Consider the following 16220-nt stretch of genomic DNA (forward strand, 5'->3'; position numbering starts at 1 on the left):
CATCGTGCACTTCTAGGCGCGATTTCAATCGCCGGCTATCAGTCACACTCGCGATTATTGATGGACAGGCGCCGCCAGCCTGTTTGGATGAGGGGATCACAAGGCGCTCTGATCGCCTTCCGAGGAAAACATTATGGCGCAACTTGAACGAACGACGCCCGGTTCCTCATCTCTGACCGATGCGCCTCATCGCTCGGTCGGGAGATTCCGGTGGGTGATCTGCGCTCTGCTGTTTTTTGGAACGGCGATCAACTACATTGACCGCCAGATCCTGGGCGTTCTGAAGCCGCAGCTGTCCCATGACCTTCATTGGAGCCAGCAGGACTACGCGAATATCGTCACGGCATTTCAGCTGACCTATGCGTTCGGCTATCTATTCGGGGGCCGTCTGATGGATCGCTTCGGCGTCAAGCGCGGACTGCCGCTGGCGGCGTTCGTCTGGAGCGTCTTCGCGGCCATGCACGGATTAGTTCGTTCCGTGGCCGGTTTCAGTATTGCCCGCCTTGGCTTGGGACTTGCGGAGGGCGGCAACTTCCCAGCGTCCATCAAGACCGTCAGTGAATGGTTTCCGGTCAAGGAACGCGCGCTGGCGACCGGGCTTTTCAATAGCGCCAGCAACATCGGCGCGATCATCTGCCCGCTGACCGTCCCTCTTATGGCCGCAAAGTTTGGCTGGCCGGCCGCTTTCTATATCACCGGCGCCCTGGGGCTTATCTGGATCGTAGCGTGGATGCTCATCTACGACCACCCCGAGACACACCCGCGGCTCTCCAGCGCGGAGCGCGAGTACATTCAACAGGGCTCTCCGGCGGCCACCGAGACGACCGCTGCGGTCTCATGGGCGGCCCTGCTCCGTTACCGCGCGACGTGGGCATATATGATCGCCGGACTGCTGGCCGGTCCCGTCTGGTGGTTCTATTTGTTCTGGCTGCCGGACTTCCTTCAGACGCGTTTTCATCTTACGCTGACGGAAACCGGGTTCCGCGTCGGCGTCGTGTACGCGATGGCCGTCGTGGGCAGCATCGGGGGAGGATGGCTCTCCGGCAAGCTGCTTAGCCGCGGATGGAGCCTCAATGCGGCGCGCAAGACCGCCCTGCTGGTCTGCGCGGTGTGCGTGCTTCCGGTCTTCGCGGCGGCGTCCGTCGCGAACTCCTGGGTGACCGTGATGCTTGTCGGACTGGCCGCCGCCGCTCATCAGGGATGGTCCGCGAACCTTTACACGTTTGTTTCGGACACGATGTCCAAACGCGCCGTCAGTTCCGTCGTCGGTCTGGGAGGCTTTGTTTCGGGGATCGCGAGCGTCTTCAACGCCCAGGTCGTCGGACACGTCCTCACAATCACTCACAACAACTATCTGCCGATCTTCGTCTGGGCCTCCACGATGTATGTTTTCTCATGGCTGTTCATTCAGATCCTGGTCCCAAGGATCGAGCGGGCCGGCGGCTCACAACCTGGAGGCGATCGTCCAACCCCCTGATTTGAGCGTCGGCGCGGACCGCGCTCAAGGATGCGCCCAGAGCATCACCATTCCCGCGTTCGAAAAGCTCATGCCCGAACTGCGCGCGGCGGCCGAAGTCGTCGGCCGGTATATGTAATCATCGGCACAACCAAAAGGCCCCGTTCGCTCTTGCAAGAGTGGACGGGGCTTTATCTATCATGCGGTCCGAAACGACCGCGCGGCTAAGCGCGCGGCGTCGATGACTCCCGAGCGATAAACTGCGTATCAAGGCGCATGTACTGCCGCGCGCGCGTAGGCTCCGCGAGCCGCGCCAGCAGGAAATCCCATGCGGCGGCGCACATCGCCTCCACCGGCTGCAGGATCGTCGAGATCGGCGGCTCCATATCCTCGCACATTTCCACACCGTCACAGCCGATCAGGCGGACATCACGCGGCATCTGGTATCCCATCCGGCGCAAAATTCCATGGACACGGATCGCCAGCGAATCATTATGGCAAAAGATGGCGTCGGGGCAGCCGTGGGCGGCGATATATGCTTCCAGCGCTTCGGTCGTTGCGCCCCGCTCGGTAAGATCGCCGCCGACCATCTGGATCGGCTGGCCCGCCGCGCGTGCGGCGCGGCAGAACGCGACGGCGCGCGGGTCAACGTCACCGCCCGCCAAACACTTCTCGATATAAGCGGGAATATCAGACTGCGGCAGATTGACTCCGAAATACACCATGCTGCGCGCCCCGCCCTCGATCAAATGCCGGAACGCGGCGGCGCTTCCCGCTCCTAGATCGATGACGACGTTGTCGACGCCGTCGATTTCATTAATCCCCATAGAGATGACGGGTCTCGGCCCAGACAGCATCTCATGGACATTGGGGAAATAGTGTTCAAGGGCGTCCACAAGCACCACCGCGTCGCTTGGCCCGTGCAGAAGCGTGGAGAATTCCAGATCGCTTTTATGCGGATCGAGCGATCCAATGGTGCTTGCGATCAAATGATAACCATGCCGATTGGAATGAGATTCAAACGTTTCCAGCACCCGGGCATAGTAAGAATTGATCGATTTTGGGAATGCGATGGTAATGGCGTTCATCCGCCCTGACGTCAGAGCGCGCGCGGCAAGATTCGGCCGGTAGTTGATTTCCAGCGCCGCGCGCTTCACGCGCTGGCGCGTCGTCTCCGGAATAGCGATATCGTAACGGTCGCTCAGCGCGAAGCCGACGGTCGATTTCGAAACTCCGGCGAGACGAGCGACGTCCGCTTGAGTTGGTCTGCGATGCATCAAAGGCGAGTTCCTTGCAAATGTCGAGTGCGAATCCTGGCAAACTATAGAATAATTTTATCACATTCGCCATTGAATTATGATAATTCGCCCTAAAGACATCGCTCCCCATGAAATAAATTTGGCCCTCGATTTCCTTTCCAGAAAATCGAGGGCCAACAAAAAAGCCGAACTTCCCTAGTTGCAGTCATCCTCAACAGACCAGTGGCAATAATGGCCCGTGTTCGCCCCCGTTTTGGTCCGTTCGGTCAGGTAGTCCAGCGTAACCGCCTTGGAGTGCCCATCGCAGAACGCGACATTGGTGCGTCCTTGATGAAGCTCGCGCAGATAGCCGCCATTGCCAAGCGTGCGCGGCTTCGCCGTGGTGATAATCGGCAAGTCAGTGTTGGCGTCCCAAGCGCACTGGAAAGAACCCCATCCATTGACAAAGTCCATCACCCAAACGGTTCCGGCGGGATCGGCGACGGACGCCAGAGAGCGGCTGTCATTTCCGGATACATCTGGGATCGGTGTCGGAGGATGACCGGTCGTCGAATTAAAGTAAGCGGCGTTCAATGCGTATCCGCCGTTCTCCTCGATATACCCTTTCCCCGTAGCGGGATCAATATCGGTGACGATCTTATCAGAGGGAACCGGAACGTACTTGGTGTTGGAATCCGGGTCGGTGAAGACGGCGGTGCTCTTCACATACGGCTGAATTACATCCATCCAGCGCGCTTTTCCGGGAAATCCGACACTGAGGGCTGGGTTTGCGTTCCAACCGATCCAGGCGGGTGGCATCTGCTCATCCGCATCTTGCGAATACTGGATGAGCCCTAAAGATATCTGCTTCGTATTCGAAAGGCACGCAATCGCGCGAGCCTTTTCGCGGGCCTGAGCGAAGACAGGGAAAAGAATTGCGGCAAGTATTGCGATAATAGCAATGACGACGAGCAGCTCAATAAGAGTAAAGCCTTTACGGTTCATAATTCCTCCAACGACGAAGTCGTTTTGCCGCAAATCTCTGGTAAATATAGTGATAAGAGCAAAACTTTCATATAATAACTACGGCCGTCTATGCCCCTGACATGAGCACTAGCTCGGACTAGCTGAACCTATTATACGACGGTTAAACGTTTTTGTCAATTGCTTCGTTAAGACTGACCCAATTTTATTTTCGGTTTCTTCGTCCCATTTCCTTACCCCTATTCTCCACGAACCATCTTCAGAACCGTATCCCCGTATTTCTCCGCCTTCGCCGGTCCAATGCCAGGAACACGCAGCAAATCTTCTTCATTTGTCGGCCGCATTTCGGCCAGGGCGCGCAGGGTCTTGTCGCCGAAGATGACATACGGCGGCACGCTCGCCTCGCGCGCCGCTTCGCGCCGCCAGCTTTTGAGGACCTCAAATAGCTCAGGATCGAAATCGCCCGGCTCCGTATCGTCTTCCATGTCGCTGGACGCAGTGCGGCGCGGAGCGGCGCTGCGGGACGGTTTGGTGGACGGCCAAGGAATGTCGATCTCCTCGGAAGAGATGGCGTCCCGCCCCTCCGTCGTCAGATACAAACGGCGATACTCATCTTCGTCGTCGCGGCGCAAATGGCCGGATTCCAGCAAGGCGTCGATAAGCCGTTCGATCTCCGCTTTTTTGAATGACGAAAGGGCGCCGAACTCACGAGCGCGATCGGGGCGGATAGGAGCGTCGGGCGTTCCCCGCAAGGCGCGAACCAGCCCCGTGCGGCCCAGCGCGAAGGGGCTCATTCCAGAGGTAAGAGTGGAGACGAGACGCAGGGCGTACAGCGGCCCGGCGGCGGCGTCCTCGGCGGTAGGCGCAGATGCGGTCACGGCGGCAGGCTTCACGGCAGCTCGGCTCAATCCCGACGCCTTGGCGCGACAGACGTCACACATGCCGCAGGGCAGGTTCGGCCAGTTGTCGCCAAAGTAGCGCGCGACGGCGCCATGGCGGCACTTGTTATCGCGGGAATAGGAGATCATCGCGTCTACCCGGTGTTTCGCTTCGCGGGCGCGGTGGCGCAGCATCTCCTCCATCAAAGCCTTGGAGCCGGCGGGCGCGGGCAAAAGTTCGATCAGCATCTCACGCGGCGACGCCCGGAAATTCAGAACTCCCGTTTCCTGCAAAGACAGCAATGTCGATTCGACCTCCGGCATCGGAACGCCGGTCGCCGCCGACAGCTCGGCGGTATCCCAGGAGCTCGAACGGCGCACGGTCTCGATAAACTCGTCCATCAGCGCGCCTTCCAGAGAATCGTCCACTGGAGGACTGTCGCCGAGCATCGTAACATAACAGGTGCGCGGGGCGTCCACATGACGCCGCAGAAGCCCTGCTTCTTCCAGTACTGGGAGGGTGGATCGGACAAGATCTTCGCCGTCCTCGCCCGCCTGCGACGCCAGCGTCTCACTGGAGACCGGCCCGATGCGCCCATTGATCGATCCGCGAACGATGTTATACACCCGCTTGAGATCGTCCAGTGAAAGCGTGTCCTCGCGCAGGTAGCGCGCGGCGTTGGAGGCGTCGGCGCGCGAATGGAGCAGGATGCATTCAGATGGCAGCCCGTCTCGCCCGGCGCGTCCCGCCTCCTGGTAGTAATTTTCCAGCGTGCGTGAGGGATTGTAATGCACCAGCGTGCGGATATCCGCCTTGTCCACGCCCATGCCGAACGCGACCGTCGCGACCATCACCTGGATTTCGCTGCGCATGAACCGGTCCTGGGCCGCTCCGCGCTCCTCCGGCGGCAGTCCCGCGTGGTAAAACCCGGCGTTGATGCGATAGCGTTTTAGCATCTGCGACAGGCGCTCGCATTTTTCCCGCGATCCGGCATAAATCAGCGTCGGCCCCTTGGCTTCGCGCGCCAGATCCAGGGCCATCTCTAATTTTTCATCCTCGCCCTGAACCAAACGACACGAGAGAAAGAGATTGTCGCGATACGTGGGACGGATGATGCGATGCATAGGACGAGCCAGCTGGCGCTCGATATCGTCCTGCACGGATTCCGTGGCGGTCGCCGTCACGGCGAGCACCGAGCGCGGGGCGAGGCTCGCGACCGCGCGCCCGACCGCACGGTAATCCGGCCGAAAATCGTGTCCCCACTGCGAGATACAGTGCGCCTCATCCACAACCACCAGCGAGACCCGGGCCTGGCGCAGCGCATGCAGGAACGGGGCCTGACGCAGACGCTCGGGCGCAGCGTACACCATCTTCAAATGCCCATCCGCCGTCCGCCGCAGCCGCCGCGCCACTTCGCTTGGGTCCAGCGATGAATTGATGATCGTCGTATGCGCCGCAACCTCTGGAGATAGGTTTTCCAGCTGATCCTTCATCAAGGCGATCAGCGGCGAGAGAACCAGGGTGACGCCCGGCAGCATCATGGCGGGAAGCTGATACGTGACGGACTTGCCGCCGCCGGTCGGCAGCACTGCGAGCGTGTCACGGCCGGCCAGCGCCGACTCAACGATCTCCTGCTGTCCGGAACGAAAATCCGAATGCCCAAAGAGCTGCTTGAGTGTTTCTTTTGCGTCTTGAGTGGTGGTCATAGGAAGGAACGGTCTCGCCCGCCGGGAAGCGTTTCCGGTGGGCGTTCTTTCAGCGCTTGGCGTCGACGGGCGGCGCCGGCGGCGGCGTCGTGAGATCGATCGGAGGCGGCGTCAATCCGTTGGGGTGGAACTCAACACGACTGAGACAAAGAGCGTCAATGTCCAGTCGATATCGGTTCGTCTTGGCCTTGCCGCTGACGTTAATCGTGAGCGTATGCCGTTTGGCTTCCAGTGTGACATCGCCCAAATTGGTCCAGACAAATCCCCCGCCGTAGGACGCCCCTTCCGCCGGGATATCATGCGTCTCCTGCACGGCGTTCCCGTCGACCGAGTAGGTGAAGGGCGAAGCCGTGTGGGAATCCAGTGGAGAGCCGGCCAGCCAAATCGTATATCGGCCTGGCGCATTGACGCCGAAGTTGTAAGTGGCGTGATAACCGGCGGAATCAGAATCATGCTGTGGATTGCGGTCCGTATCCAGCGAGAGGTAAGAGCCGGCGGAGGCGTCGCGGGATGGGATCAGAGAATCGAAGCTAAATTCAGACGCGCCCTCGCCTTCAATCCAGGCATAAGGCTTAAGCGTATCGGTCAGCTGCGAAATCAATCGGGTCAGCATGGAGTAACGGTAATCTTCGCTCCCTCCCTTACTGGGATTGTTGTTGGCGTAAAACAAACCATCTTCGAAACCCTGCGTCGAGACATGCTGGCCCTTTGCGACTTTGATGAGCCGAGCCGCCTCACGCGCCGCCTCGTTCACAATCTCCGGCGGCTGAGGAATGCCCTTGACGCCCGAAACGAGAACAGGCTCAGCGCCTAGCGGCAGCGCCCAATCGCCCTGCTTGCCCTTGATCTTGATCGGCGTTCCACGCGCGTCCGTGACGGTGGGGGCACTGGTTTGACTGAACGGGAAGTGGATTTCCTTGACCTCGCTCTGCCCGGTCCAGAGCGCCCAGACCGGCAGGCGACCGTCGTTGTTGGGGATCTGATACGTTTGAATGATCGTCTCCTGCCCCATCGAAAACCCACTGCTGGGTCGCAGGGTTGGGAGCCACCATACTCCGTCCGCAAAGTGGCGGGGACGCGCCGCGATCTGGGTCTCGCCCGCCGGATACCAGAGGATCGGCTCCGGGTCCTTCTCACGCATGTCACCAAGCGTTTCCAGCGAGGCCGCATATGAGCCGAGCCATCCCATCTGCTCCGGCAGGGCGGCGAGGTTTGCGTTCGCGTAGCCATCTTCCGGAAAGCGCTGCAGCGCCGTCGTAAAGAACCCGCGCGCTCCTGCTTCCTTCAGATAATCCCAATCGTCGAACAGCGAACCCTTGGAGTCGTACCCGGGCGTCTTCTGGTCGGCGGGAGCAGCCGATCCAAAGGTGCTGCTCACAATCAGCCACGTCGACTTCGGCATGTCCTCGGCCTGAGCGAACGTATAGAGCGCGTTGTCTTCGGCGAGCGAGCGCCCGTGTCCAAAGGCCTCAATTCCCAGACCGTCATAGCCGCCGTCCACCGGGCCGCCCGCGAACAGGGCGTCGAATTTCGGCGCGCGATACACGACGGGGACATCGGCGATGCTGGTCTTCAGCATGGTCGCGATGGAGTTCATATAACGGCGCAGCGACTCGGTGCGGAACTGTGTCAAGTCGTCCCAATATCCATTGTTGATTTTGGGACGGTTCAAAACTTCGTACGTCTTGCCATCCTGCGGATCGTACAGCGCGGCCACGCCCTTGGTCTGACGCCAGAGCGGAATACAGCGCGCGGCGACCGTATAGTCCGCGATATCCCGGTCTTTCAAGCCCCAGGCCTGATTAATATCGTTCACATTGCGGTTATGCTTGGTCTGCAGCCACGCCTGAAACTCCAGACGGAAGCCTTCGGAGGTCGGGATCAGACTGTCCGCATCGCCATTTACGCCCAGCTGGTCCGTCAGCGGATCCAAAAAGAACCGGAAGCCTGGCCCCAGCTTGATCCGACCGAAATAGGTGAGGAGACGATCGCGATAATCGTCGTACCCCTGCCACAAATCGGGCATACGGCTCTCCACGGTCCCATCGGCGTACAGGCGCTCCGGGTACAGCAGCAGCACGGACTCATCGCTGGGGGATTTCAAAGAAGCGATCGCCATAGAGCCGTCCTGCGTCTTTGCCTTGCCCGTTTCTAGAATCTCACCCGTTTTGGCCGAAGCAAGAACGTAGGCGGCGGAGATCAGTCCATCGACATGGGAGAATGTCGCGCTGATTCCGGGATTTGGGTCGCGGTAGACGGCGGGGCGCACGACATACCCCATCAGCGGCGTCGGCGCGGGATCCGCAATGGCGATTCCATACCGAAACTCATTTTTGTCGAGGTAATCGATCACGCGCTGCGCTGCCTCGGCGGGCACATGAGTCAGCCCGCGCGCGCCGGCGTAGAGGTAAAGATCGTGGAGATGCTGCGCACGAATGCCCTCCAGCGCCTTCACATCCTTCGCCCAGTTCTCTTCCGTTTGGCCTTCGGTCCAGTAGCGTGGGGTAAACGCGCCACCGACCGGAAGATAAGCGTCCCCCTCCCAGCGCAGCATGTGGCTGGGCGTGATGAGCCAGGGATGCTTTTTGCCGGCGGCGTCCTGATACTCTCCCGTCGTCAGATGCTTCTCTTGCGGAGCGGTGACGGGAGGGAACACCAGAGGCGGCGGCGGCGCGGCCTTTTTATCGGCGTCTTTCGCGACGGCGAGCGCCGGCGCGGCGCTGATGAGTAACAGAGCGAGGAGTGAAAAGTAGATCTTCATGGAGCCTTATCCGCCGGGATGCCGTGGCTGAGACGCCGCCCCGTGCGTCCAGGCGCGGGGCGGCGGTTCTCTCACATCCGCTCGGGAGCGGAGACTCCGAGCAGGGCAAATGCATTTTTGAAAACGATGCGCGTCGCATCGAGGAGGACCGTTCGCGCGGCGGACACTTCAGCGCCGGCGTCAAGGCTCGGAACGAGCGCCGCCAGGTCACGGACATACTGAACTAAACGATGCGGCGCACGCTCGCGCGCCGCCAGCGAAACTTCGTCTGGAAACGCGGACAGCTTTTCGATCAAGCTTGTGTCCGATTCCGATGTCAGAAGAGAGAGATCCGTATCATCAATGGAGGCGACAGGCTCAGTCTTCAGAACGCGGGCATACGCGCTTTGCGCTGCGTAAACGGGGTTGTCGCCGTCGGCCTTACGGGCGCGGTCGAGATCGATGTCCAGAGCGCTTCCAGGCGTGCGCAGCAGGAAGAAGATACGAGCAGCGTCCGCGCCGATCTCGTCGATCACATCGGACTTCAGCTCCAACGCGCCGCCTCCGTGCAGCGAAGGCTGAATCAGTTCACCGTCCTTCACAATTCGGACGCGCTCATACAGCAAAACATCAATGCGGCTCGGATCGTAGCCTAGCGCCGCGACGACGGCTTTGGTGCGGGCGACATATCCAGCGTGGTCGGCGCTCCAGACGTTGACCGCTTTGTCGAATCCACGATCGAACTTGTCTTTGTGATAGGCGGCGTCCCCCGCGATGTAACTCGCCACACCGTTGGCGCGGACCAGTACGCGGTCCTTGTCATCGCCGAAGGCGGTGCTGCGCAGCCACAGCGCGCCGTCTTTCTCGAAGGTGTGGCCGCGCTCCGTCAGATTTTGCACGACGGCGGACACTAAGCCGGCGTCGTGCAGCGACGACTCGGTATACCAATTATCGAACCGCACTCCGAGAGCTTCGAGATCCGCTTTCTGATGTGCGATCATACGCTCCTGAGACAGAGCGCGGAAGGTATATGCGGTTTGAGGATCATCCAGGTCCGCGCCTTCAAATTCGCCCCCGCGCGACGCGGCGATCTCGCGGGCGATCGCGGTCACATAGTCGCCTTCATAAAGCCAGTCCGGCGGCTCGTCTCCCCCAATGGGCGGGGCGCCGCCCTGGATGCCCAGATAGCGATAAAAGACGGACTTGCCGAAGTTGATCATCTGCTCGGAGCTGAGCGCGTCGTTGATGTAGTACTCGCGCGTGACGGCGCAGCCCGTCGCCTCCAGCAGCGAAGCCAGCACATCCCCAATCGCCGCGCTGCGTCCGCCCGCGACCGTGATCGGCCCGTTTGGATTCGACGAAACAAACTCCACGATCACCTTTTGGTCCGCGCCTTCGTTCGAGCGTCCATACGTGTCGCCTTCCGTCACAATACGGCGCAGCGCGGCAGCCATCGCCGCCAACTGTTCATTGCTCATAAAATCCTTTATCTCTCCCGCAAACGTTAAATAATATCGAGCAATCGTCCGATTGCCGGCCATTGATGCGCGGCTAAAGCAACCACGCCTCCCAGGATCGAATATCCGATCAGCACCTGCGCCAGTCCCATGCTCCAGATACGGCGCGCCAGACGGATGGCCGGGATTTTGTCGGCCTGAGCGACGGCGCGCCGCTCCAGCACTTGATGCACGGCGCGAATCCCGCTTTCGATCTGTTTGTCCGTCGCTGGCCGTGTCGCCAGCCAGTATTGGAGGAACCCGCCGACCGATCGCCACCAGCGCATCGCGACCGGCGCGGCCAGGATCACTGCGAGAGTCGCCGAATCCGCGACCCCGTATCCATGCGACTGCGAAGCCGAAAACACCGTGACAAAGATCGTCAAAAACAGGATCAAGGCGGCGTAGAGATTGGTGCCGCAGCGTGGATGGACGCGCGGCATGCGGCGCACCACTTCCGGGACGACCGGCTGCCCACGCTCCACGCAATGCACAACTTGATGCTCGGCGGCGTGCGTCCCCGACAGCGGCAGCATCCGCAAAATCACAAAGACTAGCAGCAAGGGGACGAAGGCGATAAGCTGACTGATCCCCGCCATGAACGGAAGCACATGGCTGTAGATATGCGGCCAACGTAAGAGATATGTAGGGATCGCAAGTGTCGCCCAAACCCCAAGCCGTCCGCAAAGCGCCTGCACGAATACCGACACGCACCCCAGCACAACTCCCGTGAGCACCAGACCCCAAAAGCCCGCGCCTCCGCTCGAAACGCCATCCGTCAGATACACCCCCAGCGGAGTCGCCATCCCTCCGAGGCGCGGCGGCTCGGGAGGAGGCGGTTCGGAGGGGCGCACGAAGTGGCCGATCAGCAGACCGGTTTCAGGGTCGATCACGGGGAGCGCCGAGTCGCCGGAGCGCTGAAGGATGGCGGCCGCCTGAGCCACCGTCATGGTCGACACGATCGCCGGTTTCCCATCCCTCTCGGCCAGGCTGAGATGCGAGTTGAAATCTTCCGGCCGATCACTCGTCTGCATCGAATCACTATACCAAAATGGGCAGTGGAAAGTCAACGCGAGGCGCCCTATGGAAGCAGCCCCCATCCGCCGATAATTCCTAATGAAACCCCGTATTTTCACCTGGGGACAATGGCAATTTTATTATTCAAGGAGACTTCATGAGCGACATCACCGAGCAGACGAACAGCAGCAGCCCCGCGATTTCAGAGCCGTGCGAGCGCGCCCAAACCTGGCGGCGACGCATGGAAGCGCTGGCGCCGCGCGGCGGCGGCAAGCTTCGCGTCGGCATCGCCTGGGCGTCCAGCGGCGTGGACATCGCCCCAGCCTCCAGCCGTCTCGCCGACTGGGCTCCGCTCGCGGGCGTTCGCGGCGTCGCGTTCTTCAGTCTCCAGCAAGGCGACGCTGCTTCCGAAGCCGCTCCTGAGACGATGTCCTTAATCCGGTTCGACGAATCGATCGAAAGTCCAAACGACGCCGCCGTCATTGAGAACCTCGACCTGGTGATATCCGCATGCCCGGCCGTCGCGCAGCTGACCGAATCGCTGGGCGTCCCCGTCTGGAGCGTCCATCCGGACGCCGAAAACCCCGCAATGATGTTCATGCGGATCGCACAGGAGCTGCGGCAATGGTCGCGCATGGGCGATGTGGATATCTGCCTCGCGCAGGCCGACGAACAGATCCTCCTGGGAAATCGGAGCGCCGCCGAGCAGCGCCTCTGGCAGCTTCTGGGTGAAGCGCCGGAAAATGTCGGAGTGCTGAACACCCTCGGCGTCCTGCTCTGGCACGACGGCCGCGCCCAAGAATCCCTGACCCTGCTGCTGACGGCGCTCGAACAGGATCCGCTGCATCGCGACACCGTCCTCAATTGCGGCGACGTCTTCCAAACCCTCGGCCGCGACGACGATGCGCTGGCGCTGTACGCTAATTATCTGCAAGCCTTCCCAGAAGATCTGGAAGTGCGCCAGATCCAGGATTGCGTCGCCATGACAAAGATTTCCGTGACGGCATAGAAGGGTTTCCTATGATCGTCGCCGCTGACCGCCTTCAAATCGCCTTAGACGCCCATCTCGCCGGAGATCTGCGCAAGGCCGAAGGTCTTTATAAGAAAATCCTCCAAACCCTGCCCGGCAGCGCCCGCGCCTGCTGGCTTCTTGGATCTCTTTACGCCCAGCGCAAACAGATCAACCTGGCGATCGCCATGCTGCGCCGCGCCGTCGCGCTCGATCCCAATCTTGCGGAGGCGCACAACAATCTCGGCAGCGTGCTGGAAGACGCGGGCGACATCCCGGCGGCGGAGCAATCTTATGCCCGCGCTTTCACGCTGGCTCCCGCCAATCCCGATTTCGCCGGCAATCTGGCCGCCCTGCGCGAAGCGCAAGGCGACAGCGAAACGGCGTTAGCCCTCTACGACAATATTATCGCCCAAATCCCCAGTCACGCCGACGCCCGCTGGAACCGCTCCCTGATCCTGCTGCGCGGCGGAGAGTTTGCCGGAGGATGGAGTGATTTCGAATGGCGATTCGCCGCCACCGGCAGTTCTGAGCGTGAGTTCGCGGCGCCGCGATGGCGTGGCGAAACTCTCGCCGGCAAGACCATCTTCGTCCACGCCGAGCAGGGCTACGGCGACACGTTCCATTTCGTACGTTATCTGCCCTGGCTGCAGTCACAGGGAGCGCATGTCGTCTTCGAATGTCACGACGGCATGAAGTCCGTACTCGAGAATTGTGATGGTTTCGCCCTTCTGACGGAATGGTCCGAACACTGGATCGAGCAGCATGGCGGTGAGGTCGATTATCAGGTTCCGCTGCTCAGCCTACCGGGACTCGCACGGACATCATTGAAAACGATTTTTGCGAAAAATTCTTATGTAAAAGCCCGGCAGGATAAGGAACAATACTGGGGAGAGCGTCTGTCGTCGATTCCCAAGGGGCTTCTGCGCGTCGGTGTCGTCTGGGCCGGCAGTCCCAACCAGAAAAATGATATCAATCGCTCGTGCCGCCTGCAGGATTTGGCCCCTCTGCTAGAAATGGACGGAGTACAGATCGTCAGCCTTCAGCGTGGTCCGGCGGCGTCTCAAATTGCGAGTTATTCCGGCGACGCGAACATCATCGATCTTTCGAATGAGATCGCCGATTTCGCCGATACGGCGGGCGTGATCGCCAATTTAGATCTGGTAATTTCCGTCTGCACCTCCGTCGCCCACCTCGCGGGCGCCATGGGCCGGCCGGTATGGACTCTTCTGTCCAAGAGCGCCTGCTGGCGCTGGATGCAAAACCGGGATGATTCGCCTTGGTATCCCACAATGCGTTTGTTCCGCCAGGAGATATTGGGAAATTGGGCGCATCCTGTTCAGAGCGCGGCGCGGGTCCTCGCCGGCGAAAGACCGAAACATTCGCCCAAAGTGGAAAAGGACCGATCAATCATGAATAAGGATGCGGAGCGATTGTTCCGCGCGGGCGAAGAGAAATTTCAAAAAGGCGACTTTGGCGGCGCTGAGCAGTGTTACGATCTCGCGCTGAAGCACGACGCCAGTCATGTGATGGCGCTCTGCCAGCTCGGGTCGATCCATATGGGACGCGGCGACTACGCCGGCGCCGAGCCGTTCTTCGAGCGGGCTCTTTCACTCAACCCAGAGATGGCCGGACCGCACAACAACTTCGGCGTCGTTTTGAAAGAACTCAAGCGTTTCGATGAAGCGCAGCGGCATTATCAGGAAGCGATACGGATCGACCCGAAAATGGCGGAAGCGTACAGCAACCTCGCCGTCGTCCAGCTTTTTGAAGACGACTTCGAGGCGGCGCGCACAAACCTTTATCAGGCCATCGAACTTCGCCCCGACTACTACCCCGCGTACTGGAACCTCGCATCGCTGCTGTCTCTGGAAGGCCGGATCGACGCAGCGATGCAGACATACGACGCGATTCTGCGCCTCATGCCCGAACACGCCGATGCGCACGCCAATCGCGCGCTGCTATTGCTGACGCAGGGCGACTTCGAGCGCGGCTGGCCCGAGCATGAGTGGCGCTTCGCCGCCCATCCCAATCTTATTCGGCCGCCGCACGCCCCGCGCTGGCAGGGAGAACCGCTGGGAAACAAAACGATCCTGGCGCGGGCCGAACAAGGCCTGGGCGACACATTTCAATTCGTCCGCTATCTTCCCTGGCTGAAATCACTCGGCGCAAGTGTCGTTCTGGAATGCCAGGTGGGACTGGGCGCCGTCCTGACGCGCGCGAATGTCGCCGATCGGGTCATCGAGCGGTCCCCGGAAGGCAACGCCGCCCTGCCCCCCTGCGACTTTGAAGTTCCACTGCTCAGCCTCCCTATGATGGCGGGAACGGATCTCCAGACGATCCCTGCGATGGCTCCCTATCTCAGCGCCGATCCGACGCGAGCGGCTCATTGGCGCGGCGTACTCGACCTCGACCATAACGGCGGCCTTAAGATTGGGATTGTCTGGGCCGGAAGCCCAGAACATCAGAACGACGCCGCGCGCTCCAGCAGCCTGCAAGCCTTCGCACCGCTGCTTCAGCTCCCGAACGTCACCCTATTCAGTCTGCAAATGGGCGCGTCGGCAAGTCAGCTGGATCAGATTCCCACAGAGGCAAATGTTGTTGATTTAGGAAGCCGCATACAAAACTTCGAAGATACGGCGGCGGTTGTCGAAAATCTCGATCTGGTGATTTCCGTGGACACATCGGTCGCGCACCTCGCGGCGGCAATGGGAAAACCGGTCTGGGTATTACTCGCGCTCGTTCCCGATTGGCGCTGGCTGCTCGAACGAAGCGATACCCCCTGGTATCCCACGATGCGCCTGTTCCGCCAGTCGCGACGCGGCGACTGGAACGCGCTGCTGCGCGATGTCGCGGCCGAAGCGGCGCGCTTGGCCTCTCCCACACAATCCATTGACGAACAGCTTACTCAGATTGAAAGCATCGTCGCGATTGGCGATCTGGAAGAAGCGCACGTGCACCTCATGGAAGCGACGCGTCTCGCGCCGAACGATGTGCGCGTTCTGAATATGCTGGGTGTCGTCTGCTGGAGCCGGGGCATGCCCGAGGAAGCGCTTCGCTCGTTCATGACGGCCCTGGAGCTCGATCCCACAAATCGCGATACGATCTTAAACTGCGCGGATGTCGCCCTAGCGTTCGGCCAAAACGCCGACGCCGAAGCGCTCTGCCAGAGCTACCTCGCGTCTCATCCCGATGACGCCGAAGTGGCGGCTCTTCTTGCGGAAATGCGCAAGAATGGCGTTTCCAACGCCGCATAAAGTCTGGTAAAGATGGGGGCCTTCTTCCCCTAAAGAACAATTCCAGATCGTCCGAATATATAGGTGTAGCGATTGAAACACGGTAAAAACGGTAACGCTCGGCGGAATGCAAGCTAAACTGGCTGCAGCTCTCGTATAAAGAACGCCGCCTCCACTTTTCTCTGAAAAGTTCATGAGCTGCTGAAGCGTCAAGCAACCCGCGAATTCCGTCGATCATTCGATACAAATTTTGGCATGAAGCCATTTAGCACGACCGGTCTTAAGGGCTTAGACACCCGAAGGACGTCATGGAGGAAATTTAAATGTCTACACGTATCAACACAAACACAACCGCTTTCGAAGCTGCTCGCAATCTTAGCAACAGCAGCGATATGCTCGCCAAGAACATCCAGCGACTTTCGTCCGGTATGCGAATCAACTCCGCCGCCGACGACGCCG

At 60.3% G+C, this 16220-nt stretch carries 9 protein-coding genes and 1 pseudogene; 4 read left to right on the plus strand and 6 right to left on the minus strand.

Annotated elements, in window-relative coordinates; translation table 11 throughout:
- Nucleotides 1-133: 133 nt before the first annotated feature.
- Nucleotides 134-1477 carry an MFS transporter gene (locus ABIZ35_RS19430; RefSeq protein WP_348221577.1) on the plus strand — a complete coding sequence of 448 codons (1344 nt, stop codon included), beginning with the start codon at nt 134-136 and terminating at the stop codon, nt 1475-1477.
- A 203-nt stretch (nt 1478-1680) separates the two neighbouring features.
- Here ABIZ35_RS19430 and ABIZ35_RS19435 read toward each other — a convergent pair whose 3' ends face one another.
- The 6 genes from ABIZ35_RS19435 to ABIZ35_RS19460 form a co-directional block, all read right to left on the minus strand.
- On the minus strand, nt 1681-2733 hold the full coding sequence (locus ABIZ35_RS19435; protein ID WP_348221578.1) for a LacI family DNA-binding transcriptional regulator: 1053 nt from the start codon (nt 2731-2733) through the stop codon (nt 1681-1683).
- Between the two features lie 177 nt (nt 2734-2910).
- Entirely contained in the window at nt 2911-3699 is a 789-nt protein-coding gene (locus ABIZ35_RS19440) for a DUF1559 domain-containing protein (protein ID WP_348221579.1), read from the minus strand.
- A 218-nt stretch (nt 3700-3917) separates the two neighbouring features.
- Nucleotides 3918-6263: a RecQ family ATP-dependent DNA helicase gene (locus tag ABIZ35_RS19445; protein ID WP_348221580.1), complete on the minus strand. Its 2346-nt coding sequence runs from the start codon at nt 6261-6263 to the stop codon at nt 3918-3920.
- Nucleotides 6264-6312: 49 nt separating this feature from the next.
- Complete coding sequence (locus tag ABIZ35_RS19450) at nt 6313-9024, minus strand: hypothetical protein (protein ID WP_348221581.1); 2712 nt, start codon at nt 9022-9024, stop codon at nt 6313-6315.
- Nucleotides 9025-9095: 71 nt separating this feature from the next.
- Nucleotides 9096-10481, minus strand: coding sequence for an arginine--tRNA ligase (gene argS, locus ABIZ35_RS19455; RefSeq protein WP_348221582.1), 1386 nt, complete (start codon nt 10479-10481; stop codon nt 9096-9098).
- A gap of 26 nt (nt 10482-10507) precedes the next feature.
- On the minus strand, nt 10508-11533 hold the full coding sequence (locus ABIZ35_RS19460; protein WP_348221583.1) for a DUF1385 domain-containing protein: 1026 nt from the start codon (nt 11531-11533) through the stop codon (nt 10508-10510).
- 140 nt (nt 11534-11673) lie between these two features.
- Here ABIZ35_RS19460 and ABIZ35_RS19465 point away from each other — a divergent pair, with 140 nt between their 5' ends.
- The 3 genes and pseudogenes from ABIZ35_RS19465 to ABIZ35_RS19475 all read left to right on the plus strand — a co-directional run.
- Nucleotides 11674-12525, plus strand: coding sequence for a hypothetical protein (locus ABIZ35_RS19465; protein WP_348221584.1), 852 nt, complete (start codon nt 11674-11676; stop codon nt 12523-12525).
- An 11-nt stretch (nt 12526-12536) separates the two neighbouring features.
- Nucleotides 12537-15782, plus strand: a complete 3246-nt coding sequence (locus tag ABIZ35_RS19470; RefSeq protein ID WP_348221585.1) for a tetratricopeptide repeat protein — start codon at nt 12537-12539, stop codon at nt 15780-15782.
- Nucleotides 15783-16084: 302 nt separating this feature from the next.
- Nucleotides 16085-16220 (plus strand): annotated as a pseudogene (locus ABIZ35_RS19475) (flagellin FliC); the annotation flags it as partial.

Origin of the sequence: Capsulimonas sp., assembly GCF_039929585.1 — a bacterium.
Classification (GTDB): Bacteria; Armatimonadota; Armatimonadia; order Armatimonadales; family Capsulimonadaceae; genus Capsulimonas.